The sequence below is a fragment of the Halopseudomonas sp. 4NH20-0008 genome, from assembly GCF_057548395.1.
In genome coordinates, this window is the sequence record NZ_BAAJMD010000005.1 from 164,254 (window position 1) to 189,225 (window position 24,972).

Consider the following 24,972-nt stretch of genomic DNA (forward strand, 5'->3'; position numbering starts at 1 on the left):
AATAGAGCGTAAGCATGGGCCGGTCGCTGATCGGCTGCAACCGCTGACTGGCGTGGATAAGTCGGAGGAATGCAGGGTCATTGTCCGGTCTCAGGGCTGACAGCTGCAGTTGAATAGCCTAAAGTTCGGCTTCTTTAACGTGGATTTGATCAAGGATTTCGACAAGATGAACAAGACAGGGATTGCGGCCTCCGCCTTGGTAGCGCTACTGGCAGCGGGCACTGCAGGCGCGTGGTATACCGGCAGTCGAGTGGAAGGAGCGTTGACCGAAGCGCTGCAGCGCACCAACGAGAAGTTCCTCGAGCTGTTCCCGGATGGTGAGCTGCGCATGGAGCTGTCCCACTTTGAGCGCGGCCTGTTCAGTAGCCAGGCGGAATACCGCATTGTCGTTGACGACGAGGGTGACGAGACCCTTTTGCTGGCGCTGTCCGACCGCATCGAACATGGTCCCTTTCCGCTGTCACGCTTGAGTCGCTTGCAGTTCATGCCGGTCATGGCTTACAGCCAGACCAGCATGAAAGACAGTGAAGTTCTGGGCGGTCTGTTCAATGCCACGGGTGGACACTCACCTATGAACATGACCAGTGTCATGGGCTATGACCAGCACATTGATGCGCAATTGACGCTGGTGCCCATGACACTGCAGGACGAAGATCTGGACATGACCTTTTCTGGCTTCAATGCCAACCTGAGTACCGACAAGCTGGGCGAAAAAATTGTCCTGTCCGGGAATATGGAGGCACTGACGCTGAAGCTGGATGGCCTGCTGTCGGTTCAGATGAGCATGAATGATCTGGTCATCAATATGGATCGCACGCAGAACGCCGATGGCCTTTATCTGGGTTCAAGCCAGCTTGATCTGGCGCGTATGGCCTTTACCGCGAGCAACAAAAAGACCCTGGAAGTTCTGGCGCTAAGCTCGAGTGACACGCTCCTTGAGCAGGACGGGCAACTGACCAGCGAAATGGATTTTGACCTGGGTTCAGTCAATTATGCCGGCCAGACACTGGGCTCAATGAGCAGTGCCTGGCGCTTTTCTCGCCTTGACGGCAAAGCGGTGGCCGAGCTGAATCGTTTCTACAATCAGGTCATGACCTCGGTCCAGACCGACGCTGATATCGACGATCACATGGATGAGATGCAAGTTGTTGTGGCGCAACTGCTTGCGGGCAAACCCCGTTTGGCGTTGGAGTCCCTTGACGTGCGAACGGCCAATGGTGAAAGCCGGCTGAGTCTGGCATTTGAGCTGGCGGCACCCGAGTCCTTCGAGCTGGAAGATGAAACCTTGCTGCGTCAGATCATTGCGCGGGTTGATGGGCAACTGAAGTTGTCCAAGCCCATGCTCCGGGATCTGGTGTCCTATAAAGGGCTGTTCCAGCCTGGGCTGAGCAGTGACGAACTGGCCATGGAAGCCGAGGTGTTGATCGACATGCTGGAAGACATGGCCCAGGCCAGCAAACTGGCCCGTGTAGAAGGCGACGATCTGCGCACCGACCTGGTGTATGCCGAGGGTCAACTGGAGATCAACGGCAATCCCGTGGCGGTTGACGAGCTGGACGATCTGTTTGCGTCCACGATGCCGAGTGCCCCACAGCCAGACATCGAACAAATGTCGGATGCCGAGATTCAGGCTGAGGTTGAGCGCCTGATGCGGGATCTTGAAGCAATCGACGCGCGTTAAAATCCATGGCGTCAGCCCTGCCCGACATCCTGTTCTGGCGGGGCAAAATTGTGGTGCTGATCGATCTGCAGTATTACCTGGCGCATGGCCTGCGCGGCTGGTGACAGACTATGGTCGGCACGGCTGACCAGCCCATAGGCCGAGTGTTGTCTGAAACTGTTGTCACTTAACGTCAGAACACTCAGGCGACCAGCATTGACCTCATGTGCAACCACATCCCAGGGTGCGGTGCTGAGTACATCGCTTTGCGCGACCAGTGCTTTGAGCACCATGAAGTTGTCACACTGAATACTCACCGGACTCTCTCTACCGCTGAATGACTTGAACTCCTCGGCGACCTCTTCAGGCATCTGAGTTGCGGCCAGAGGGTAGGCCCAGAGGTCGCTGGATGTGATTGCAGTCAGCGCTGTCAGCGGGTGATCGGGGCGGCAAAAAATGACGCCGTGATGCACGCCCAGCGGCTCTATGTTGAGTAGTGGGTCATCGACAAAGTCACGGATATCGGCCACAAACAACTCAATGTCGTCAGCCAATAGGCGTGCGCGCAAATCGCGCCAGTTATCAATCAACAGTGCGACTCGAATCCCCGGATAATCAGTGGCCAGTTGTCCCAAAGCGGCTGGCACCAAGCGGGCTGCGGGATAGGGGCCGGCGCCGAGTCGCAGTTCCCCCGCCTGAAGGTTGCCCAGTTGGCTGACGGCATTTTTCAGTGCGCGGCTGCCGGCCAACAGACGCTGGGCATGTTCCAGCACCAACTGGCCGTGTGCGGTCAGGCTGATGCCGCGGGTATGGCGATCCAGCAGCTTGCAATCAAGGCTGGCCTCCAGCGCTTGAATGCTGCGACTCAGCGCGGGCTGACTGAGGTTGACGGTTTCCGCTGCACGGGCAAAGTGACCTTGCTCGGCGAGGGCGACGAAGTGGCGTAGCTGCTGTAAGTTGGACATGCGGAGCCTGCATTGTCTGGCTAAAGAGGATGCGCAACAAGTATGCGCGTGCGTCGACCATCCTGCGACCTTTTCCACGCCAACCCGCCGAGCGGGTTATCTTTGCTTACCTTAAGGTGCTTGCTGCCTGGGCAGGCCGCGCACCACACTGACAAACTTTCCTCTTGTGGAATTTGCCTTTGAAAGCGCCATCCTCGTCATCGCTGGGTCGTTTCATCCGCCTCTCCACCACGGCTACCCGTATTGCCGGTGGCGTGCTGGGGCAGCGTCTGCTGCATGGCCGTGCCGGCATCGACTGGCAACCTGTTGGTGATTTGCTGACCGAGGTTCTGGGGCAGATGAAAGGACCTGTGCTCAAGCTCGGGCAAATGGCTTCGCAGTGGCAGGGCGTTCTGCCTGCGCCGATCATCAACGCCCTGGCGAGCCTGCAAAATCGCGTACCGGCAATGGCATTCAGTGACATAGAAGGGCAGCTCAAGGCGGTTTATGGTCCTGACCTGGGCGTTTATTTTCAGCACATCGAGGCTGAACCCTTTGCCGCCGCATCGCTGGGTCAGGTTCACCGTGCCGTCAGCGCTGAGGGGCGGGATCTGGTATTGAAAATCCAGTATCCGGGCATTGCTGCCATCTGCGCGGCTGATCTCAAGCAGCTGCGGCGTCTGTTGCCGCTCGGCCGTCTGTTTCGTGCGCCTGCCGCTCAACTGGAGGCAGTGCATGCCCAGTTGGCTCGCAGTGTTGCCGAGGAGCTGGACTATGCGGCGGAAATGCGACGACTGCAGCGTTATCATCTGCACTTCAAGGGCTGTGATCGGGTGCTGGTGCCTGAGCCCCTGCCGGCGCTCTGCCGCCCCGGTGTGCTGGCGCTGAGTTACCTGCCGGGCCTGCCCTTTGCAAAGGTCGCCGATGCATCGCCGGCACTGCGCGAGCAGTTGGCTCAGACGCTTGTGCACTGGTTGTGCCGTCAGGCCTTTGAATTCGGTGAGTTGCACGCTGATCCACATGCCGGCAATTTTGCCTACACACCCCAGGGGCAGCTGATTGCCTATGATTTTGGCTGCATGCAATCCATGGGTGCTGATCTGCTGGCGGCCTATAGCCAGTGCTATCGCGCTTTGCAGGCGGGCAGTGCGGAGCAGCTGGAAGATGGCTTTCAAGCCCTGGGTCTGCGTCAGCCGGGCACGCCTGTGCCATGGGCGTTGTATCGTCAGTTACAGGACTTGTTGGGACCACTGATTCAGCCTGCAGCGCAGTGGGATTTTGCCGCCAGTGGGCTGCATGCTCAGGTCCAGACACTGGTACCTGACGTGCTGGCACGACTTGGCAGCCTGCAACCGGCACCCGCGACCATTCTGGTCAACCGGGTGCTGGAAGGGCATTACTGGAGCTTTACTCGACTTGGGGTGTGCCTGCCACTGGCGGCGTTGCTGGAGCCGCATCTACAGGCGTGGCAGGCAGGTGCAGTGCAGTGAAGTTGGCGACCCGTTGCAGGGCCAGATCGGCCATTTTCAGCAGGCCGGTGTTGGCCTGAAAGACGTGCCAGAGACGTGGAAAAAACTCCAGCTGGACCCTGACTCCGGCTGCTCTGGCAGCCTCGGCAAAGCGCAGGCTGTCATTCAGCAGCAGTTCTTCTTCGGCCACCTGGATCAACAGGGGTGGCAGGCCGCTCAGGTCGGCATTGATCGGCGATAGCATCGGATCGCGGCGGTTCATGCCGGGTTCGCAAACCAGGTCGGCGGCCTGCTCTATCCAGCTCATGTTCAACAACGGATCACCGGCAACCGGGTTGTTCAGGTGCTCCGCAGTAAAGTCCACGACCGGCGAGAAACACACCAGGGCAGCGGGCAGCGGCAGTTGCCGGGCCTTGAGCTCGAGCGCGGTGATCAGGGTCAGGTGCGCACCGGCCGAGTCGCCGGCGATCACTATGCTGGCCGGAGCATAGCCGCGCTGCAGTAGCGCCTGGTAGGCCGCTACCGCATCTTCTCGCGGGGCTGGCAGGCGGTGTTCCGGCGCAAGACGGTAGTCAATCACGCAGACATCCATCTGCGTCAGACTGGCCAGCTTGGCGCACAGCAAGCGGTGGGTGGCGGGCGAACCAATCAGATAGGCGCCGCCGTGCAGGTAGAGCATGACCCGTCCCTGACCGCCAGCATGCGGACGATGCCATTCGCAGTGCTGTCCAGCGATGATCTCCCGTGTACGGCTGACGCCACGACTGACCGGCATGGCGGCGGTCAGCAGGCGAATCACCAGGCGTTGCACAGCAATCGGTACGGCGGGGCGAATCAGTCCGCGGAACAGCCACTTCATGAAAAAGCGCAGCAATCCGCGCAGCAGTCCCTGGCCTGGGTCCGGGGCAGTGTAATCAGCCTGTGAAGTCATAATCAGTCCATGTCGGGTGACGGGTCAGGTGCCGGTAACTGAAGGTGTAACCGGGCCAGTTATTGGTGTGCTTGCCCTCGGCGGTCTGGTACCAGCTGTGACAGCCGCGACTCCAGATGGTCTTGCCCAGGGCTTTTTGCAGCCCTTGGTTATAGCTGTCCTGCCGTGCGGATTTGACATCCATATAACGCAGGCCATGGCGTTGCAGTCGGTCGATGCAGTCAATCACGTAGTTGAACTGACTCTCCAGCATATAAATGATCGAGTTATGGCCCAGGTTGGTATTGGGGCCATAGAGCAGAAACAGATTCGGGAAGCCACTGACGCTGATGCCCTTGTAGGCCTCGGCGCCGGATTGCCAGGCCTGATTCAGTTCACTGCCATGCAGGCCGATAATCTGCATGGGCGCAAGAAAATCGCTGGCTGCAAAACCAGTGCCGTAAATGATCACATCGACGTGGTGGCATTGTCCTGACGCGGTCTCGATGCCCTCGGCAGTAATGCGGCTAATCGGCTCGGTCACCAGCTGGACCTTGTCCTGATCGATGGCCGGATAGAAGTCGTCACTGATCAGCATGCGTTTGCAGCCCATCGGGTAGTCAGGTAGCAACAGTCGGCGTTTTTCCGGGTTGCTGACACCCTTGCGCAGGTGGGCGTGAAAGCCTTTTTCCAGCAGCTTCATCAGGCCGGGAAAACGGATAAAGGCCAGCGCGCGGATTTCGTGGGTCAGATAATGCCAGCTGCGACTCAGCTTCAAGAGTAGTGGCAGGCGCTGGAACAGGCGTTGGTTTTGGGGGCTGTAGGGCGCGTCATCCTTGCTGATGACATAGGCGGCACTGCGCTGGAATAACAGTAGCTCGGCGGCCTGCTCGGCGACCGGCGGCACGAACTGGATGGCTGAGGCGCCGGTGCCAATCACCGCAACGCGCTTGCCCTGCAGATCAACCTCATGCTGCCAGCAGGCTGAGTGAAAGGCCGGTCCGGCGAAGCTGTCACGGCCATCAATCTGTGGGTAGATTGGCCGGTTGAGCTGGCCGCAGGCACTGACCAGGCAGCGGGCGCTGAGCGTCTCGCCGTTGCTGCAACTGACCTGCCAGAGACCGCTGGCCGCATCAAACTCGGCACGGCTGACTTCGCGACCCAGGCGCAGCCGGGTAGCGAGCTGATACTTGCGTACGCAATGCTGCATGTACTCAAGGATCTCGGCTTGCCCAGCGTAGCGGCAGTGCCAGTCGGCCTTGGGTTCGAAGGAGAAGGAGTAGAGGTGCGAGGGCACATCGCAGGCGGCGCCGGGGTAGTGATTGTCACGCCAGGTACCCCCGACGTCACGGCCTTTATCAAGGATCAGAAAATCGCTGATACCGGCTTTATCCAGTCGAATCCCCAGCCCCAGTCCGCCAAAACCGGCGCCTATGATCAGTACGTCTAGCGGGTCAGACGCGGGCCTGTTTGCGTGCATTGATCTATCCACGGGAGACTGGGAAAGAGCATCATCATAGCCAACCCAGGGTTACTGCATAGTGGCCTGAACGGCCATGCACAGGGGGATACGTGACAGCCCCGGATGGCCGGCAGATAAATTTGCTCATAACTCCGGGCAATTCAGGCGCCGGATTTCCATTAGCATATTGAATGAATCATCATTCCGTTAATCAAAGGCGCTGCCATGCGGCGTGCGCCGGCGTATTGTGACGCTTTACCCGCTCAACTGAGGAGATACTCCCGTGACCGATCTGGATGCGTTCCGCCAGCAGACCCGTGCCTGGTTGGAAGAGAACTGCCCGCAGAGCATGCGTGCCCCGATGACCAGCGAAGGCGATCAGTGCTGGGGCGGTCGCGGCTTTCAGTTTCAGAGTGAGGACCAGAAACTCTGGTTGCAGCGCATGGCCGACAAGGGCTGGACGGCGCCGGACTGGCCGGTTGAATACGGCGGTGGCGGCCTGAGTTCCGCCGAGCACAAGGTCTTGCGTGAAGAGCTGGCGCGCCTGCGTGCGCGGCCGGCCCTGTCGAGTTTTGGCGTGTGGATGATCGGCCCGGCGATTCTCAAGTTTGGCTCCGAGGAGCTCAAGCGCCAGCACTTGCCACCGATTGTGCGCGGCGAGATCCGCTGGTGTCAGGGCTATAGTGAGCCGGGTGCCGGTTCTGACTTGGCCGGGCTGCAGACCAAGGCCGAGGACCAGGGCGATCATTTTATCGTCAACGGCCAGAAGATCTGGACTTCCTATGCCGACAAGGCCGACTGGATGTTCTGTCTGGTGCGCACCAACGCCGAAGCCAAGAAGCAGCTGGGTATCAGTCTGGTGCTGTTTGACATGACCTCCCCCGGCGTTACGACCCGGCCAATCAAGCTGATTTCCGGTAGCTCGCCCTTCTGCGAAACCTTCCTTGACAACGTGCGAGTAGAGAAGAGTCAGGTGGTCGGTGAAATCAACGCCGGCTGGACCATTGCCAAGTATCTGTTGACCCATGAGCGCGAAATGATCGGTGGCATGGGCCGCACCGCCGCGGGCCAGAAGACCCTGCCGGAGTTTGCCGCCGAGCACATTGGCCTGGAGAACGGCAAGTTGTCCGATGGGTATCTGCGCAGTGACGTTACGCGCTGGGATCTGGATGCCAAGGCCTTTGAGCTGACCGCCGAGCGGGTAGTGGATGAAGCCAAGTCCGGGCAGGGCGTTGGCGCGGCCTCGGCCATGCTCAAGTACTACGGCACTGAATTGAACAAGCGCCGCCAGGAGCTGATGATCGCCCTGGCCGGCAGTGACGCTATGGTCTGGGAGGGCACCGCCTGGAAAGAGGGCCAACTGCCACGCAGCTGGTTGCGCTCCAAGGGTAACTCGATCGAAGGTGGCACCTCTGAGGTGCAGCTGAACGTGATCGCCCGCAACATTCTTGGGCTCCAGTGAGCGGACAGAGGACAGAACAATGGCAATGTTGGTATTGAATGAAGAGCAGCAGATGCTGCGTGACGCCGCCAAGGGTTTTCTCGCCGAGCAGGCGCCGATCAGCCAGTTGCGGCAACTGCGCGACAGCCGCGATGAAACCGGCTTTTCCCGTGAGCTGTGGCAAAGCATGGTGGAGATGGGTTTTGTTGGCACGCTGCTGGCTGAGTCCTTTGGTGGCTCAGCCTTTGGCCATGTTGGCATGGGTCAGGTATTCGAGCAGGCCGGGCGCAACCTGAGTGCGTCGCCGCTGCTCTCGACCGCCGTACTGGGTGTCTGTGCCCTGCAATTGGCCGGCACCCCGGCGCAGCAGCAGGACATGCTGCCAGCCATCGCCGAAGGTCGTCTGCTGACTGCGCTGGCGGTGGATGAGGCGGCGCGCCATGCTCCGTCTCGAGTGGCGACCACGGCTAAGGCTCAGGGCGAGGGTTACCTGCTGAATGGCGAGAAGGGCTTTGTGATTGACGGCCATGTGGCCAACACCCTGATTGTCTCGGCGCGCACGGCTGGCGCCGTGCAGGACCGTGACGGCATCAGCCTGTTCCTGGTTGATGCTCAGACTGCCGGGGTCAGTATTGAGCGCACCAGTATGGTCGATAGCCGCAATGCGGCGATTATCCGTTTCAAGGATGTGCAGCTTGGTTCGGCTGCTTTGCTGGGTCAGACCGGGCAAGGGTTTGCCGTGCTGGAGGCGTTGTTTGATGTCGCCAATGCGCAGATCGCCGCCGAGCTGCTCGGGATTGCCTCTCAGGCCTTTGAAGTGACGGTGAAATACCTGCAGGAACGCAAGCAGTTCGGTGTGACCCTGGGGTCGTTCCAAGGCTTGCAGCACCGTTGCGCGCACCTGTTCAGTGAGATCGAGCTGGTCAAGTCGGTAGTGATCAAGGCCTTGATTGCGCTGGATGAGGGCGATGCCCAGGCGCCGGTACTGGTCAGTCTGGCCAAGGCCAAAGCCAGTGAAGTGGCCGAGCTGGCGACCAACGAGGCCATCCAGATGCACGGCGGCATGGGCATGACCGATGAGTTTGATGTAGGTCTGTTCATCAAGCGCGCGCGGCCCTTGCAGCAGCTGTTTGGTGATTACCGCTTCCACGCGGACCGCTTTGCCTCGCTGCGCGGTTATTGACCCGTAATAACAGGCAGTCTGTTATACCCGCAGGCCGGCTCGTTCCGGCCTGTGTCGTTTCTGTTCCGCAGAAGCAGGCTTAGCCTATTTGCTACTGGTCAGCGCGCAGCGGCCTGATTACTCTTGTTGCACACACCTCTGTTGGGAAGCACTGATGTTGATACGTGGTCTGACCTGGTTGATCCTTTTTCAGTTGATCGGCACGGGCCTGAATGTTCTATGGTTGTCTTTCCTGCCGGGCCCGATCATTGGCATGGTGCTGCTGTTGGTGTTTCTGGTGATCCGCGGTGAAGTCGGTGAGCCGATCGAACAGGCTGCCGCCGGCCTGCTGAAATACCTGCCGTTGATCCTGGTGCCGCCGGCTGTCGGTATCATGGCCTACGGCGCGGAAATGGCCGCCTATGGTCTGGCCATCGTCGTTACGCTGACCCTGTCGTTTTTCCTCGCTCTGCCGCTGTGTGGCTGGTTGATGCAGCGCCTATTGCAAAGACAGCAGCGCTCGGAGGATCAGCCATGAGCGCCTTGAGTCTGGCCTGGCAAGCGATTGTCGAGCACCCGCTGTTCTGGATCGGCGTGACCCTGGCGGCCTATCAGCTGGGCGTGGCGCTGTATGAGAAAACCCGGCTGGCACTGTTCCATCCGGTGATGATTTCGATTGTCATCATGATCACGGTGCTGCTGTTGATCGACGTGGATTTCCCCACGTACCGTGAGGCGGTGGCGCCGCTGCTGGTTCTGCTCGGGCCGGCCACGGTTGCCCTGGCGGTACCCTTGTATGTCAACCTGCGCAAGATTCGCGACTTTTTCTGGCCGGTGATGCTGACCCTGTTGCTGGGCGGCCTGTTCGCGACCATCAGCACGCTGCTGATTGGCTGGGCGCTGCAGGTCGATCATATGCTGCTGATGACCATGGCGCCGAAATCGGTGACCTCGCCGATAGCCATGCTGGTGGCTGAACAGATCGGCGGTGTAGCGGCACTGGCGGCGGTGTTCGTCATGATTACGGCGATCATAGGCGCACTGTTCGGTCCCTGGCTGCTTAAGATCACTGGCATTCGTTCGCAGGCGGCCTGGGGACTGGCCATGGGTATCTGCGCACACGCCGTAGGCACGGCGCGGGCGCTGGAAGAAAGTGAGGAGGCGGGCGCCTTTGCCGCCCTTGGCATGAGTCTGATGGGCATTGCCACAGCCATTCTGCTGCCGTTGGGCATGACGCTCTGGTTTCTGGTCTAAACTCCTGGGGGTATGCGTCAATTGGCCGCCTGTCAGTGAGGCAGGGGTTGTTGCATAGTGCAGTCAGGCCAGTCTGTAAGCTTAGCCTGGCGCTTTACCCGCCCAACCCTTGCAAGGAGCTAGTGGCATGGAACTTGATCCCCTTCTGTTGTCGCGCATCCAGTTCGCCTTCGTGGTGTCCTTTCATGCGATTTTTCCGGTCTTCACTATTGGTCTGGCCTCGTTCATCGCTTTTCTTGAGGCGCTGTCTTTTAAAACCGGCAATCCGGTCTGGGAGCGACTGTCGAAGTTCTGGATACAGGTATTTGCCGTGGTGTTCGGTATGGGTGTGGTATCCGGTATTGTCATGTCTTTCCAGTTCGGCACCAACTGGAGCAATTATTCCTATTCAGCGGCCAATTTCCTTGGTCCGGTATTGAGTTACGAAGTGATTACGGCCTTTTTCCTTGAGGCGGCGTTTCTCGGTGTCTTGCTCTTCGGCCGGGATAGAGTGCCCAAGGGCGTTCACTTGATGGCCGCCTGCATGGTGGCCTTTGGTACGTTCATTTCGTCGTTCTGGATTCTCTCGGCCAATAGCTGGATGCACACGCCGGCCGGGGTCGAGTTGCGGGAGGGCGTGTTTTTTGTCACCTCCTGGTCCGAGGCCATCTTCAATCCGTCATTTCCCTACCGTTTTGCCCATATGGCGCTGGCCTCCTTTCTGACCGGCGCCTTTGTGGTCGCTGGGGTAAGCGCCTGGTATCTGTTGCGCGGACGTGAGGTAGAGGTCAACCGACGGGCCTTGTCCATGTGCCTTTGGCTGATTCTGCTGGTTGCGCCGACCCAGGCCGTGGTGGGTGACTTCCATGGAATCAATACCCTTGAACACCAGCCGATGAAGGTCGCGGCCATGGAGGGGAACTGGCAGACGGCCTCTGGCGTGCCCTTGTTACTGTTCGCCTGGCCGGATCAGGCCAACCAGACCAACCACTTTGAAATTGCCATTCCCAAGCTGGCCAGTCTGATTCTGACGCATGATCCCGATGGTGTGGTTAAAGGGTTGAACGAAGTGCCGGTTGCCGAGCAGCCGCCCGTTGCACTGGTTTTCTGGTCGTTTCGGGTCATGGTCGGGCTGGGCTTGCTTATGATCGCGGTGGGTTTTGCCGGGTTGCTGCTGCGCCATCGCCAGCGTTACTGGCAGACGCCCTGGTTTTTGCAAAGCTTGCGGTTGATGAGTGTGACGCCCTTCGTTGCCGTATTGGCGGGTTGGGTGGTCACCGAGACAGGCCGCGCACCCTGGCTGGTGCAGGGATTGATCACGCATGCCGAGGGGCTGACACCCTCATTGACCGGCAGCATGGCGCTGTTCAGCCTGCTCGGCTACGTGCTGGTCTACGGACTGATTTTCAGTGCCGGGCTGTATTACCTGATGCGCGTACTGCAGGACGGCTTGGAGATCAAGCCGCAGGCCAGCGACCAGCACGATGCCCATCGCCCGGCGCGGCCGCTGTCTGGCAGCGATGTACCACTTGAACAGCAGGGAGCCTGAACATGGAAGCATCTCTTTTGGATTTGTCGATGATCTGGGCCATGATTATTGCCTTCGCGGTGATCATGTATGTGCTGATGGACGGCTTCGATCTGGGCGTCGGGTTGTTGTTTCCCTTTGCTCCCGATGAAGATGCGCGGGATGTGATGATGAACTCGGTGGCGCCGGTCTGGGACGGTAACGAAACCTGGCTGGTGCTCGGTGGTGCCGGGCTACTGGGGGCGTTTCCACTGGTCTATTCGATCCTTTTGCCGGCTTTGTATATCGGCGTGTTCCTGATGTTGGCCGGCCTTATTTTTCGCGGCGTGGCTTTTGAGTTCAGGTTCAAGGCCAAGCGTTCGCGCTATCTTTGGAACTGGGCCTTTGCCGGTGGTTCGTTTCTGGCGGCCTTTGCCCAGGGCGTGGTAGTGGGTTCCTATATTCAGGGCTACGAAACCGAGGGGCTGGCCTATGCCGGCGGCGCGTTTGACTGGCTGACGCCCTTTACCGTGATGACCGGTCTGGGCCTGATGGCCGGTTATGCGCTGCTCGGTTGCACCTGGTTGATCATGAAAACCGAAGGCTATATTCAGGCTTGGGCCTATCGGTTGGCACCTTGGTTGCTGGCCGCTGTGTTGGCGGTCTTTGCCATCATCAGCATCTGGACGCCCTCTGTCGACCCGGCGGCCTTTGAGCGCTGGTTTGCCGAAGTGCGTTGGATTTGGATTTTCCCCGTGCTGACACTGCTGTTCGCCCTGCAGATCTGGCGTAGTCTGAAAAAACGCAGCGAGGCCATGCCGTTTCTGGCGACCATGGGCATGTTTGCTGCCACCTACTTCGGTCTGCTCTGGACCCGCTGGCCCTATGTGATCCCGCCGAACTTTACCCTGTGGGATGCGGCGTCAGCACCGGAATCGCAATTGTTTCTGCTACTGGGCATGCTCTTTGTGATCCCTATCATCCTGGGTTATACAGCCTGGACCTACTGGGTCTTCCGCGGCAAGGTTCGGGTGGGTGAAGGCTATCACTGAGTCTGCGCGGCGGCGCCGCGACTGGCTACGACAACAGGCCCGGTCAGTTCAGCCATGGTTGCAAGCGGCGGTTGTCAATGGCGTGCTGCACAACCTTGGCATCATTGCGCAAATGGGCCTGATAGCCTGGCTGGTTGATGCCCTGCTGGTTCAGCAGCGACCCCTCCATGAACTGGTCTGGGCCGGCCTGGGGCTGTTATTGGCGGTCGGGTTGCGTGTCTTGTTCCAGGCCGGCCAGGAACGTTGTGGTCAGCATGCCAGTGCCAGGATCAGACAGCAGGTCCGCGAGGATCTGAGCGATGCCTGGGGCCGGCTCGGCCCGGTCAGGCTGGCTGATCGCTCGAGCGCGGCCCTGGCTAACCAGTGGGTTGAGCAGGTTGATGCTCTGGATGGTTACTACGCCCGCTATCTTCCGCAACAGTGGCTGGCGTTGTTGAGCCCGTTGCTGATTGTGCTGGTGGTGGGCTGGCTGGATTGGCTGGCTGCAGTGTTTTTGCTGGTCTCTGCGCCACTTATTCCCCTGTTTATGGCGCTGATTGGCATGAGCGCCGAGAAAGTCAGCCAGCAGCATGTATTGGAAGCGGGACGGCTGGCTGGACATTTTCTCGACAGGGTGCGAAGTCTGACCAGCTTGCAACTGTTTGGACAGGTCGCGGCATCCACTTCATCAGTCCGGGACGTTGCCGAGCGCTATCGGGCCGTTACCCTGCGAACGCTGCGTATTGCCTTTCTGTCATCTGCTGTTCTGGAGTTCTTCGCGTCCGTCGCTATTGCCGTGGCCGCGATGTACATCGGTTTCGCCCTGCTTGGTTATATTCAGTTTGGTCCGGCAGCAGAGCTGACGTTGTTTTCCGGCTTGTTCATCTTGCTGCTTGCCCCTGAGTTTTTTCAGCCATTACGCAATCTGGCACAGTCCTATCACGACCGTGCTGCGGCCCTGGGCGCCGCTGATGGGATGGTGACCCTGTTCGCTGAGATGGCACACACAGCTGAACAGCCGACTGCGGGCGAAGGTCTCATGCCGGACGCTGAGCGTATCAACCTGCAGTCTGTGGGCCTGAACTATCCCGGACGCGGGCGGGTCTTGCACGCAGTATCACTTGATCTGACGCGCGGTCAGGTAGTGGCACTGGTGGGCCCTTCTGGCGCAGGCAAGACCAGCCTGCTGCACTGCCTTGCCGGCTTCATCCAGCCAACGGATGGCGCCATCAGTGTCTTTGGACAACTACCCGGACGCCTGCCGCTGGCATGGCTAGGGCAGCGCCCTTTTCTGATTCAGGGCAGTTGGGCCAGGAATCTGCAGCTCACGGCACCGCATGCCAGCGCGGCTGACATGCTTAAGGCGATACAGGCGGTTGGCCTCGGCCCGTTGCTGGCAGCCCAGCAACAGGGCTTGGACACTCCGCTTGGTGAGTCCGGGCGGGGTTTGTCGGGAGGTCAGGCGCAACGCCTGGCGTTGGCCCGTGTGTGGCTGTCGGATGCCGAGCTGGTGTTGCTGGATGAGCCTACAGCGAGTCTTGATGAGGAGAGCGAAGCCGAGGTTGTTCAGGCCTTGGCTGCCCTGGCCGAAAGCGGCCGCACTCTGGTGATGGCGACCCACCACCCGGCCCTGATGGCTCTGGCTGATCGCTGCGTCCTGTTGCGTGACGGGTGTATTGCCGATGCGTGAATTGCAGCCCTGGCTGGCCCTGATGCTGCAACGCCGCAGCCGACTTTGGCTCGGCGCGTTGCTGATGGCGCTGACGCTGCTCAGCGCGGTCGGCTTATTGGCGCTGTCCGGCTGGTTCATTACGGCCACCGGGGTGACAGCGCTGTTATGGGCAGCGGGTCAACGCGTGATGTTTGATATCTATCTTCCGGGTGGCGGTATCCGCTTTTTTGCCCTGAGCCGAACGGTCGCGCGTTATGCCGAGCGGGTGTTCAATCACAGTACTGTCCTGCAGTTGTTGGCTGACCTCAGGGCCACGCATTTTGCCGCATTGGCGACACTTGATGGGGTCACGCTTGGCCGCTTTCGAGCGGCGCAGTGGTTGAACCGTCTGACCGCTGATATTGATGCGCTGGATAGTCTCTATCTGCGCTTGTTGGCGCCCCCGCTGGTGGCGCTGCTCGGGATTCTGGTGGTGACCGCACTGGTGGCGCTGTTTCATCCCATGCTGGCGCTGCTGCTTGGGGCCCTGCTGCTGTCTTTGTTGCTGTTGGTGACCTTGGGTATGGCGGCCTGGGGGCGACATTTGAGTGCCCGGCGTATTGAGCTGCTGGATAGTCTGCGGGTGCAGTCGGTAGAACAGTTGCAGGGTCTGGCCGAGCTGACTGCAGCGGGGACTCTGGCAGAGCATCGGCAACAGTTGCTGGAGGCCAGCCAGCAGCTGTTGAATGAGCAGTTGTCCCTGCAGCGTCGCGTTATTGTTGGCCAGGCAGGCGTCACCCTGGGTGTCATGCTGGCGGTGCTGCTTGCGCTTTTAGCCGGCGCCCAGGCCTATCAGTCCGGGTTGTTATCCGGGCCGGTGATGGTCATGTTGCCACTGGCGCTGATGGCCCTGAGTGAAGGCCTTGCCGGCTTGCCTGCAGCTTTTGTCCAGTATGGCGCCACCGCTACAGCCGCTGCTCGCCTGAATAGACAGGCAGCACTACGCTCGCAATTGCTTGAGCCGCTGTCCCCACGGCCGCTGTCGCTGGATACCAGCGTGAGCTGGCAAGGTGTCACGGTAGTCCATGCCGGGTTACAAGCGGTTGACCTGTATCTGGCCCAAGGCGAACACGTGGCCCTGACGGGGCGTTCGGGTAGCGGTAAATCAACCCTTGCTGCGCTCGCGGCGCGTTTGCGTGATCCGGATAGCGGGCAGATCACGCTGGGTGGCGTTTCGTTGCCTGATCTGCCCCTGAGTGCCCTGCGTGGGCAGCTAGGTTACTTGACCCAGCAAACTGAATTACTGCATGACAGTATTGCCGCCAATCTGTTGATGGCCAAACCGGATGCCCGTGATGAGGAGCTCTGGCAGGTGCTGGAGATGGTAGAGCTGGCTGACCTGGTCAGAGCGATGCCAAACCGTTTGCATACCTGGGTGGGCGAGTCGGGCCGACAGCTGTCGGGGGGAGAAGGGCGTCGCCTGGCACTGGCACGTGTACTGCTCAAGGCCTCGCCGCTGATCATTCTTGATGAGCCGTTCAGTGGACTGGATCACGCTTTGCGTGAGCGCATTCAGGCCAGGTTGGAACTGTGGCTGGAGGGTCGGACCGTGTTGTTGCTGGGGCACGATCAGGCGCAGCTGCCCAGAGCCGATCGGGTAATCGTTCTGGACAGCCTGCACCAGCCTTCATGATGGTAATGCGGCGCGCTACCAGGTATCGACAAAGGGCCGCAGGCCGCGCTCCAGTGACTCCGGTGGCGCCGAGCTGAGGCCACGAAGCAGCCAGTCACGGGTTTCCATCGGGTCGATTACCGAGTCAATCTCGAGGAAGCTGGCCATGCTCAAACCCTTGCCGCGCTGGTACAGCTCGGCCACCAGCTTGTCGAACAGCGCCTGCTGCTCTGCGGGGTCCTCAAGCGCCGCCAGTTCCTTGGCATAACCCAGGCGCACGGCTCCTTCCAGGCCCATGGCGCCGAACTCGCTGCTCGGCCAGCCGATGGTGAACATGGGTGCATGGAAGCTGCCAGCGGCCATGGCCTGCGCGCCAAGGCCGTAGCCTTTGCGCAGGACCACGGTAAAGAACGGAATTCTTAGGCTGGCAGCGGTGACAAACATGCGTGAGACATGCCGCACGGTAGCTTGCTGTTCGGCATCCGGACCGACCATGAAGCCGGGGGTGTCGCACAGGGAAACCATCGGCAGGCCATGGGCCTGGCACAGCTGCATGAAGCGCGCGGCCTTGTCGCCGGATACCGCGTCGATGGCGCCGCCCAGATGCATGGGGTTGTTGGCCATCAGGCCGAAGGCCTTGCCGTTGATACGGATCAGCGCGGTAATCAGGCCGGGAGCAAACTGCCGGCGCAGCTCCAGTACCGAACCGCTATCGGCCAAGGTCTCGATCACCTCGCGAATGTCGTAGACACGCAGACGGTTTTCCGGAATCAGGTGGCGCAGCAGGCGCTGATCGGCGCACTCGCCGCCGGGCAGATCGCCCTGGAAATAACTCAGATATTGCTTGGCCACCCGGGTCGCTTCCGCTTCATCCTTGACCAGTACATCGATAACGCCGTTGGGCCCCTGCATGCTGGTCGGGCCGACCTGTTCCGGAGTGAAGCGACCCAGACCGCCACCTTCGATCATCGCCGGGCCGGCCATGCCAATGGTCGCGTTCTCGGTGGCGATGATTACGTCACAGCAACCGAGCAGGGCGGCGTTACCGGCAAAGCAGCGGCCGGACACCACGCCGACCAGCGGTACCTGACCACTGAGGCGGGCCATGCGCATGAATGTGGTGCAGTCGAGTCCGGCCACGCCGACCTTGTCGATATCGCCGGGGCGACCACCACCGCCTTCAGTGAAGAACACCAGCGGCAGACGCCACTGCTCGGCCAGCTCGAGCATGCGGTCGGTCTTCTTGTGATTGGTCACGCCCTGGGTACCGGCAAAGACCGTGTAGTCGTAACTCATGGCCATGCAGCGAGCCTTTTCAGCACCGAACTGCGCTGCATTGACGGTGCCTATGCCGGTAATCAGACCGTCGGCCGGGCTCAGTTTGAGCAGCTCCTCATGGCTGCGGCGGGTACGCTGGGCGGCCAGGGCAAAACCGCCGTATTCCATGAAGCTGCCCTCATCCAGCAGGTCCGCAAGATTCTCGCGGGCGGTGCGCTGGCCGGTCTTGCGCCGTTTGGCCACGGCTTCCGGGCGGCGCGCATCGGTCAGGTCGGCCTGCCGTTCAAGCACGTCGCGCAGGTCGCTGCGAATGAGCTCCAGATCAATGCTTTCCTCGGTCGCCAGGCCGTCGGCGCTGACTTCGGCCGGCTCAAGAAACAGTAGGGCGCTGCCTTCGAACAGGGTGTCACCGGGTGCCACGGCAAGGGCGCGAACGATACCGCTGTGGCTGGCCTTGACCACGAATTCCATTTTCATCGCTTCCAGCACCGCGACCTGCTGGCCGATGGCGACCGCATCGCCGGCTTGCACATCAAGGCTGACCAGTACGCCCTGCACCGGGGTGTTCAGTGGCTGGGTACCCGCCGGCGCATCGGCTTCGGCATGGCGTTGCGCACTGCCTGCACCCGCGGTTTTGGCATACAGGTGTGGATGAGTCTGTACGGCGGCGCCAACCAGTGCAGCCGATTCGGTTTCAATGAAGCCGGTGGTAACGCGATTGGCCTGCACATCCGGGTGCAGCAGCAGGTTCTGCAGAAAATGCAGATTGCTGGCCACGCCCTCCAGGCGAAATTCGCACAGGGCTCGGTAGGCGCGCTTGAGGACCTGGGGGTAATCGGCATCGGCCTGAACAATCAATTTGGCCAGCAGGGAGTCAAAGCTTGGGCTGCTGGTGTAGCCACTGTAGCCATAACCATCCACGCGGATGCCGGCGCCGCTGGGTGGCTCATAGGCGCTCAGGGTGCCGCCGGCCGGACGTGCGCTGCCATCGCTGGCCATGCTTTCAAGGTTGATTCGCAGTTGCACGGCATAGCCGCGCGGAGCGGGGATCTGTGCCTGGCTTAGCCCCAGTTCGGCTAGCGTCGCACCCGCTGCCAGGCGCAGTTGGATCTGTGCCAGGTCCAACCCGGTGACTGCTTCTGTGACCGTGTGCTCGACCTGGATACGTGGGTTGGCTTCCATAAATACGAAGTCGCCGTTGTCTTCATCGAGCAGGAATTCGACCGTACACAGACCGCGGTAGCCAAGCGCACCGGTGAGATTCAGGGCGGCACTCAGCAATTGTTCGCGCAGGGCTGGATCAAGACCGGGTGCCGGAGCGATCTCCAGCAGTTTCTGGTTGCGTCGTTGCAGACTGCAGTCGCGCTCCCATATGTGTGCTACCTCACGGCCATCACCGATGATCTGGACTTCGATATGCCGGGCGCGGCGGATCAGTCTTTCGATATACAGCTCACCATTGCCGAAGGCGGCCGTGGCTTCGGACTGGCAGCGGGCATAGGCCTCGTCCAGTTCCGCTGGATCCAGCACCGCACGCATGCCACGCCCGCCGCCGCCGGCCAGGGCCTTGAGCATCACCGCCGCCTGGGGTCCCAGGTCGGCCATAAAGGCTCTTGCCTGCTCCAGCGTGGTCGGCTGGTTGGTCCCTTGTACCAGCGGCACGCCATGTTGCATGGCTAGTCGTCGGGCACTGGCCTTGTCGCCCAGGCAGGCCAATACCTTGGCATCGGGCCCGACAAAACGAATGCCGGCATCGTCGCATTGGGCAGCAAAGGCAGCATTTTCACTGAGAAAGCCATAGCCGGGGTGAATGGCATCGCAGCCCTGTTCATAGGCAATGCGCAGCAACTGGTTGGCGTCCAGATAAGCGCTGGCGCCGCGCCCCTTGAGCGCCACGGCCTGATCGGCCTTGTGCCGATGCAAGGACGCCGCATCGTCCTCGGCATACACGGCGACGCTGGGGATATCCAGCTCGGCAGCGGCGCGGGCCAGGCGGATGGCGATTTCGCCACGGTTGGCGATCAGCAGTTTGGTGATGGGCATGCATTAATCCTTGATCGTACTGGGCTGGCTTGGAATCTGCCGGGAATTACTGATCCTTCAAGTATCGGTGTTAGCGCTCTTGCCGGCTACCTGTGCCGGACACGCCGTGAACCCATCCCTGGGGGCTCGGCGATGCCCGTCCAGGGCATCGACGGTCCGGCACAGGTAGCCGGCAAGGGCGCATTGTCACGTCTGCTGCGGGATCAGTAATTCCTTCAATTCATTCTTTTTCACTTTTCCGGTCGCCGTCATCGGCAGCGCGTCGACGATGCGAAACTCGGGTATCTTGTACGCCGCCATGGCCTGTCGACACCAGTCGGTCAGCGCTGCAGCGGTGAGTTGAGCGTCGGGTTTGGCGACCACGAAGGCCACCGGGACTTCGCCCTTGCGGTCATCCGGGCGGCCTATGACCGCCGAGGCCAGCAATTGGGGATGTTGGCCGAGCATGGCTTCCAGTTCGCTGGGGAATACGCTCATGCCCTTGACCTTGAGCATTTCCTTGCGGCGGCCCAGATAGCGGATAAAGCCCTGGTCAGTGATTACCCCGCTATCTCCAGTGTGCAGCCAGCCGTCACGTAGCGCCTCAGCGCTGGCCTCGGGCTTGTTCCAGTAGCCCTTGAGCAGAGACGGACTACGCAGGCACAGTTCGCCCTCAGCACCCAAAGGCAGCAGCTCGCCAGTTTCAAAATCACAGACCTTGAACTGCGTGCCGGGGACCGGCAGGCCAACGAAGGTGGGTGCTGACTTGAGATCAAAATTGTCTGTCTGCAGACCGGCGGTGAAGGTGTCGCAGGTGTGCGTTTCGGTCATGCCGAAACTGGTTTCGAACAGGGTGCAACCCGTCAGAGCGCGCCAGCGCTGGCGGTACTCGGGGGTCAGTTTCTTGATAAAGGACACGCAACTGGTGATCTGCAGGGAGCTGAAATCGAAGTCGCCGACCTGCGGGTGATCGAGGATTTCAGCCGCGCTGTCGACCAGCAGGCCGGTGTGATTGACCTGATAGTGTTGTATAGCCTGCATGAAACTTAGCGCATCCCAGCGTGCTAGTAGTACCAGGGTTGTGCCGGAAAACACCGGGAACAGCAGGCCGGCATTTTCACCGGCAATCCAGAATTCGGGCATGAAGTTCAGACTGACCCGCTGGCTATCCAGGCCCAGTGCCGCTGGCAGGAAGCTGGCGCAGGTATAGAGCATGTCGCCGTGGGTGTGGATGCAGCCCTTGGGCAGGCCGGTGGTGCCGCCGGTGTAATTCAGCGCGGCGATATCATCCAGCGTCGGTCTTGGCAGATCAGTGCGGGGCGTGACCCTGGCCAGCTCGGGCAGCAGGTCGAGGCTATCGCTGATCTCGAGTTTGGGTGCGCGCAGCAGATCCGGGACGCTGACCGGCGGCTCAGCAGGGCAGAGTTCTGAAAGGCTGGTGCTGATCAGTAGCCGTAGCTCGGTATGTGCCCGTACCTGGCGTACCGCCGGTAGCAGCTGGTCGAAGCAGACCATGACGCTTGCACCACAGTCCTTGAGTTGGTATTCCAGCTCCATGCCCAGTGCCATGGGGCTGACCGGGCAATGGATTGCGCCAGCCTTGAGGATGCCGTAGAAGGCGATGTGAAATTGCGGGCAGTTGGGCATGAACACCGCGATCCGGTCACCGGGTTGTACCCCCTGATTCAGCAGCAGGCTGGCAAAGCGCTCGGATAGCTGATCCAGTTCGGCATAGCTGGTGTGCTGACCGTAGAAGGCGATGGCGATCTTGCTTGGCGTGGTTTCGGCACGTTGGCGCAGGTAGTCGGTTAGCGGCTGTTGGCCCAGCGGGTATTCAGGTTCGCGGGCGTGGCCGACTGGCCAGACGGCCTCCTGCAGTTGTTCTAGCTGCTCGAGATAGCGGCTTTCATTCATGGTCGAGACTCCGCGCGGACTGCGTCTTGTTTTGGCTTGAGCTCAGACTAGGCGCATGTTGCGCCTGCAGGAAGCGATGATTATTCATTCAGGATCATGAATATGCTTCATGAGAGCGGCTAGATGTCTTATTTTTTAGGCTAATCCAGGCTTTTTCAGGTGGTCATTATGAATGAAAAGCATGCATGGCAATCACTGGCACGTATCGACCTCAACCTGTTCAGGGTGTTTGAGGTGATCTACCGTGAGCGCAGCCTGACTCGGGCCGCCGCCGTGCTGCATGTCAGTCAGTCGGCGGTCAGTCATGCTCTGGGCCGCTTGCGTGAGCATCTGGCTGATCCGCTGTTCGTGCGGGAGGGGCGTGGTGTTGCGCCGACTGTCATGGCCTTGCGCCTGGCGCCGGCGATTCTCGACAGTCTGGAGCGCTTGCAGCAGGGTGTCGGTCGTCTACGCCAGTTCGACCCGCTTCGGGATCAGCGCGTCTTTACCTTGAGCCTGCCTGAGCAGCTGGAGCCGGTAATGCTGCCGGCCCTGCTGGTGCATTTGCGCGAGCAGGCACCTTTCTGCCGTGTGCATACGGCCGGGGTGCGCTGGCGGGAGTTGCCACTGGAGTTGTCAGCAGGACGTGTTGATCTGGCGATTCAGATTGCCCGTCCTGCCGAGGCGCCGCTACGCCAGATGCAATTGGTCAGTGAGCCACTGTGTGTGGTGGCGGGCAAAAACTTTCAAGGGAATTTGACGACCCAGCGTTATTTGGCAGCCGAGCATATTGCCGTGGCATCCTGGCGCCGCGGGTTGTCCTTTGAGGATCTGGCGCTTGGGCATCTGGGGCTTGCGCGTAAGGTGGTGCAGCGCTGTCAGAGCTACCAGGCGGCCAGTCTGGTGGTGGCGCAAAGCGATTTGCTGCTGACCCTGTCACGTCGTCAGGCCGAGTTGGTCAGTCGCTCACTGGGTAACAGGCTGCTGCCGATGCCCTTGCCACTGCCGGCGATCGGTTTGACGCTGTACTGGCACGAGGAATCCGAGCACGACCCGGCCAATCAATGGCTACGCCAGCAGGTGCTGGCGTTGGCTCAGAACAGTTCCAGTGGTGTTACGGCGCCGTCGCTGCTGTAACCACCGGCATCCAGCTCGCTGAAAGGAGGTGGTGCGTCTTCTTCCTTGAACACCTCGAAGAAGCCTTCGCCGGAGCCGGGGCGCGCACTGCGTCCAGTGGCTGGATCAATGCGTACATTGACCAGGCCGCGGGGCATGGGCTGGCTGTTCTCCGGTCTGCCCTCAAGCGCCCCGGCCATGAAGGTCATCCAGATGGGCAGTGCAGCGGTGCCGCCGTACTCGCGCCGGCCCAGGGTGCTTGGCTGGTCGAAGCCAACCCAGACAGTGGTGGCAAAGTCGCCGTTGTAGCCGGCAAACCAGGCGTCTTTCTGGTCATTGGTTGTACCGGTTTTGCCAGCCAGATCGCCGCGTTGCAGGGCCCTTGCACGCACGGCTGTACCGCGAGTAATAACATCCCTGAGCATGCTGCTGAGCTGATAGGTGGTACGGGCATCGACTACCTGTGGCGCGATAACGACGTCGGTAACCGGCGACTCGGTGAGCTCTGCGTAGCGCTGCAGGCGCTCTTCATGCTGTGTACGGGCTGAGGGGGCTATTGCCGGCACGGCGAAATCGATGATTTGCCCGTTATGATCTTCAATGCGATCAACCAGATAGGCACGCACACCAAAACCGCCATTGGCAATGATGGTGTAGCCCTGGGCGATCTGCAGCGGAGTCAGTTCTGGCGTGCCCAGGGACGCTGAAAGGTTGCGGGGCAGCTCCTCACGGCTGAAACCAAACTTTTCGATATAGCTGAGCGCGTTATCTACGCCGAGATCTTGCATCAGGCGAATCGAGACAAGGTTGCGCGAGCGGTACAGGGCTTCCCGCAGGCGGATGGGGCCGAGGAAGTCACCACCGGAATTTTGCGGTCGCCAGGCTGAATCGACGCCGTCATCAACAAATACCAGCGGTGCATCATTGACCAGACTGGCCGGCGTGTAACCGCTGTCCAGTGCGGCGCTGTAGAGAAAGGGCTTGAAGCTTGAGCCGGGTTGGCGCCGGGCCTGGGTAGCGCGGTTGTAATTGCTTTGCTGGAAAGAGAATCCGCCCGTCAGTGCCTGGATGCTGCCATCCTGAGGCGACAATACCACCACAGCACTTTGCGCTTCGGGGATTTGAGCCAGCTTGAACAGGTCATCATCTGCAGGGATTACGCGGATAATATCGCCTACCTTGAGAACATCTTCTGGCTTGCGGGGCACGGGTCCCATGCTGTTGGCATTCAAGTGTGGGCGCGCCCAGCGCATGGCTTCCCAGAGGATGCTGCCGGTTATGCCGCCACGCAAGGCAATATCTACCTTGTCAGCCTCAACAGAAAGTACGACCGCAGGCCGCAAGCCGCCAATACTGGTGTAGGGTCTCAAAAGCGCTTCAACGTTCTCCAGATCGCTCTCCGGATGATGGGCTTCCGGACCACGGTATCCGTGGCGACGGTCATACTCCATCAGGCCCTCGCGAAGGGCTCTGTTCGCCAGGCTTTGCAGCTGGCTGTCGACGGTGGTGTAGACATGCAGGCCGCTGGTGTAGGCTGCATCGCCGAAGCGTTCAAGCATTTCCAGTCGGGCCATTTCGGCAACATAGGGCGCCTCCATTTCAGGATTGGCGCCGTGGTTGCGGGCATTGATTGGGCTGGCAACGGCTTCATCATGTGCGGCCTGGTCGATATAGCCCAGGCTCAGCATACGGCCAAGAATCCAGTCGCGACGGATCTGCGTACGCTCAGGGTTGGCGACGGGGTTGAAGCGCGAGGGTGCCTTGGGTAGCCCGGCAATCATCGCCAGATCAGCCAGCGGCAGCTCGTTGATCGACTTGCCATAGTAGACTTGGGCCGCAGCTTCTATGCCATAGGCTCGGTTGCCGAGATAGATCTTGTTGACGTAGAGTTCAAAAATTTCTGTTTTGCTGAGACTGCGTTCAATCTGCAGTGCCAGCAAAATTTCATTGAATTTGCGCGAAAAGACCCGATCGCTGGTGAGAAAGTAGTTTTTGGCCACCTGCATTGTGATGGTGCTGCCGCCCGTCTGTATCTGACCGGTTTGCACCAATTCGGTGATTGCGCGGAGCAGACCTTTGGGGTCGACGCCGTGATGATTGAGGAAATTATCATCTTCGGCAGCCAATATGGCGTTAATAAAGTCGTTTGGGACATCCTCATAACGAATTGGAATTCGGCGCATTTCACCGAATTCAGCTATCAATTTGTTATCTGTGCTATATATCCGCAGAGGGGTTTGTAATTGCAGGTCGCGCAGGGTCTCTACGTCCGGCAAAGCAGGGCTCAGATACAGTGCAATGCCGCTTAGCGCCATTATCGGGGCGCAAATCAGGGCAATTAGGGACCAGAAAGCAAGTTTTAGAAAGCGCATAAGGGACGGGCAAATTCCCTGTCAAATGAATTGGTTAGAGTAAAGGTCAGGTGAGAACGGGTTAACAGTCTGCATTATAAGCGTATTTTTTTTGATTTAGCTATTTGCGCTTGTAGACGGACTGTTATTTAATGTAGGAAAACATAAAC

The 24,972-nt window shown here is 60.0% G+C and carries 17 protein-coding genes; 11 read left to right on the plus strand and 6 right to left on the minus strand.

What is annotated here, in order from left to right; all coding sequences use genetic code 11:
• The first annotated feature begins 166 nt into the window (after positions 1–166).
• Complete coding sequence (locus AC27HQ_RS07195; RefSeq protein WP_487155464.1) at positions 167–1,681, plus strand: YdgA family protein; 1,515 nt, start codon at positions 167–169, stop codon at positions 1,679–1,681.
• Between the two features lie 11 nt (positions 1,682–1,692).
• Here AC27HQ_RS07195 and AC27HQ_RS07200 read toward each other — a convergent pair whose 3' ends face one another.
• A complete protein-coding gene (locus tag AC27HQ_RS07200; protein WP_487155465.1) occupies positions 1,693–2,625 on the minus strand; it encodes a LysR family transcriptional regulator in 933 nt (310 codons plus the stop codon).
• 179 nt (positions 2,626–2,804) lie between these two features.
• Here AC27HQ_RS07200 and AC27HQ_RS07205 point away from each other — a divergent pair, with 179 nt between their 5' ends.
• The gene (locus tag AC27HQ_RS07205) at positions 2,805–4,094 is read left to right on the plus strand and encodes an ABC1 kinase family protein (protein ID WP_487155466.1); all 1,290 of its coding nucleotides are present in this window, start codon (positions 2,805–2,807) and stop codon (positions 4,092–4,094) included.
• Here AC27HQ_RS07205 and AC27HQ_RS07210 read toward each other — a convergent pair.
• Both AC27HQ_RS07210 and AC27HQ_RS07215 read right to left on the minus strand, forming a co-directional pair.
• Positions 4,012–5,004 carry an alpha/beta hydrolase gene (locus AC27HQ_RS07210; RefSeq protein ID WP_487155467.1) on the minus strand — a complete coding sequence of 331 codons (993 nt, stop codon included), beginning with the start codon at positions 5,002–5,004 and terminating at the stop codon, positions 4,012–4,014. The genes AC27HQ_RS07205 and AC27HQ_RS07210 overlap by 83 nt on opposite strands.
• Complete coding sequence (locus AC27HQ_RS07215; RefSeq protein ID WP_487155468.1) at positions 4,988–6,463, minus strand: flavin-containing monooxygenase; 1,476 nt, start codon at positions 6,461–6,463, stop codon at positions 4,988–4,990. Before AC27HQ_RS07215 ends, AC27HQ_RS07210 begins: the two co-directional genes overlap by 17 nt.
• Before the next feature lie 265 nt (positions 6,464–6,728).
• Between AC27HQ_RS07215 and AC27HQ_RS07220 the strand changes: the two genes are divergently transcribed.
• The 8 genes from AC27HQ_RS07220 (at position 6,729) to cydC (ending at position 16,163) form a co-directional block, all read left to right on the plus strand.
• Positions 6,729–7,907 (plus strand): acyl-CoA dehydrogenase family protein, encoded by a 1,179-nt coding sequence (locus tag AC27HQ_RS07220; RefSeq protein WP_487155469.1) that lies wholly within the window; start codon positions 6,729–6,731, stop codon positions 7,905–7,907.
• A gap of 19 nt (positions 7,908–7,926) precedes the next feature.
• Positions 7,927–9,069, plus strand: a complete 1,143-nt coding sequence (locus AC27HQ_RS07225; RefSeq protein ID WP_487155470.1) for an acyl-CoA dehydrogenase family protein — start codon at positions 7,927–7,929, stop codon at positions 9,067–9,069.
• A gap of 154 nt (positions 9,070–9,223) precedes the next feature.
• Positions 9,224–9,586 carry a CidA/LrgA family protein gene (locus AC27HQ_RS07230; RefSeq protein WP_487155471.1) on the plus strand — a complete coding sequence of 121 codons (363 nt, stop codon included), beginning with the start codon at positions 9,224–9,226 and terminating at the stop codon, positions 9,584–9,586.
• Positions 9,583–10,302 (plus strand): LrgB family protein, encoded by a 720-nt coding sequence (locus AC27HQ_RS07235; RefSeq protein WP_487155472.1) that lies wholly within the window; start codon positions 9,583–9,585, stop codon positions 10,300–10,302. The genes AC27HQ_RS07230 and AC27HQ_RS07235 overlap by 4 nt, the downstream gene beginning before the upstream one ends.
• Before the next feature lie 127 nt (positions 10,303–10,429).
• Positions 10,430–11,830, plus strand: coding sequence for a cytochrome ubiquinol oxidase subunit I (locus AC27HQ_RS07240; RefSeq protein ID WP_487155473.1), 1,401 nt, complete (start codon positions 10,430–10,432; stop codon positions 11,828–11,830).
• A 2-nt stretch (positions 11,831–11,832) separates the two neighbouring features.
• Positions 11,833–12,840 (plus strand): cytochrome d ubiquinol oxidase subunit II, encoded by a 1,008-nt coding sequence (gene cydB / locus AC27HQ_RS07245; RefSeq protein WP_487155474.1) that lies wholly within the window; start codon positions 11,833–11,835, stop codon positions 12,838–12,840.
• The gene (cydD, locus tag AC27HQ_RS07250; RefSeq protein ID WP_487155475.1) at positions 12,824–14,509 is read left to right on the plus strand and encodes a thiol reductant ABC exporter subunit CydD; all 1,686 of its coding nucleotides are present in this window, start codon (positions 12,824–12,826) and stop codon (positions 14,507–14,509) included. The genes cydB and cydD overlap by 17 nt, the downstream gene beginning before the upstream one ends.
• Positions 14,502–16,163, plus strand: coding sequence for a thiol reductant ABC exporter subunit CydC (gene cydC / locus AC27HQ_RS07255; RefSeq protein WP_487155476.1), 1,662 nt, complete (start codon positions 14,502–14,504; stop codon positions 16,161–16,163). Before cydD ends, cydC begins: the two co-directional genes overlap by 8 nt.
• Before the next feature lie 15 nt (positions 16,164–16,178).
• Here the strand turns inward: cydC and AC27HQ_RS07260 are convergent, their stop codons facing one another.
• The gene (locus AC27HQ_RS07260; protein WP_487155477.1) at positions 16,179–19,463 is read right to left on the minus strand and encodes a carboxyl transferase domain-containing protein; all 3,285 of its coding nucleotides are present in this window, start codon (positions 19,461–19,463) and stop codon (positions 16,179–16,181) included.
• A 186-nt stretch (positions 19,464–19,649) separates the two neighbouring features.
• Positions 19,650–21,356 (minus strand): AMP-binding protein, encoded by a 1,707-nt coding sequence (locus tag AC27HQ_RS07265; protein ID WP_487155478.1) that lies wholly within the window; start codon positions 21,354–21,356, stop codon positions 19,650–19,652.
• Positions 21,357–21,524: 168 nt separating this feature from the next.
• Between AC27HQ_RS07265 and AC27HQ_RS07270 the strand changes: the two genes are divergently transcribed.
• A complete protein-coding gene (locus AC27HQ_RS07270; protein WP_487155479.1) occupies positions 21,525–22,472 on the plus strand; it encodes a LysR family transcriptional regulator in 948 nt (315 codons plus the stop codon).
• Here the strand turns inward: AC27HQ_RS07270 and AC27HQ_RS07275 are convergent.
• The gene (locus AC27HQ_RS07275) at positions 22,430–24,823 is read right to left on the minus strand and encodes a penicillin-binding protein 1A (protein ID WP_487155480.1); all 2,394 of its coding nucleotides are present in this window, start codon (positions 24,821–24,823) and stop codon (positions 22,430–22,432) included. The two genes, AC27HQ_RS07270 and AC27HQ_RS07275, sit on opposite strands and share 43 nt — an antisense overlap.
• Between the last annotated feature and the right edge of the window lie 149 nt (positions 24,824–24,972).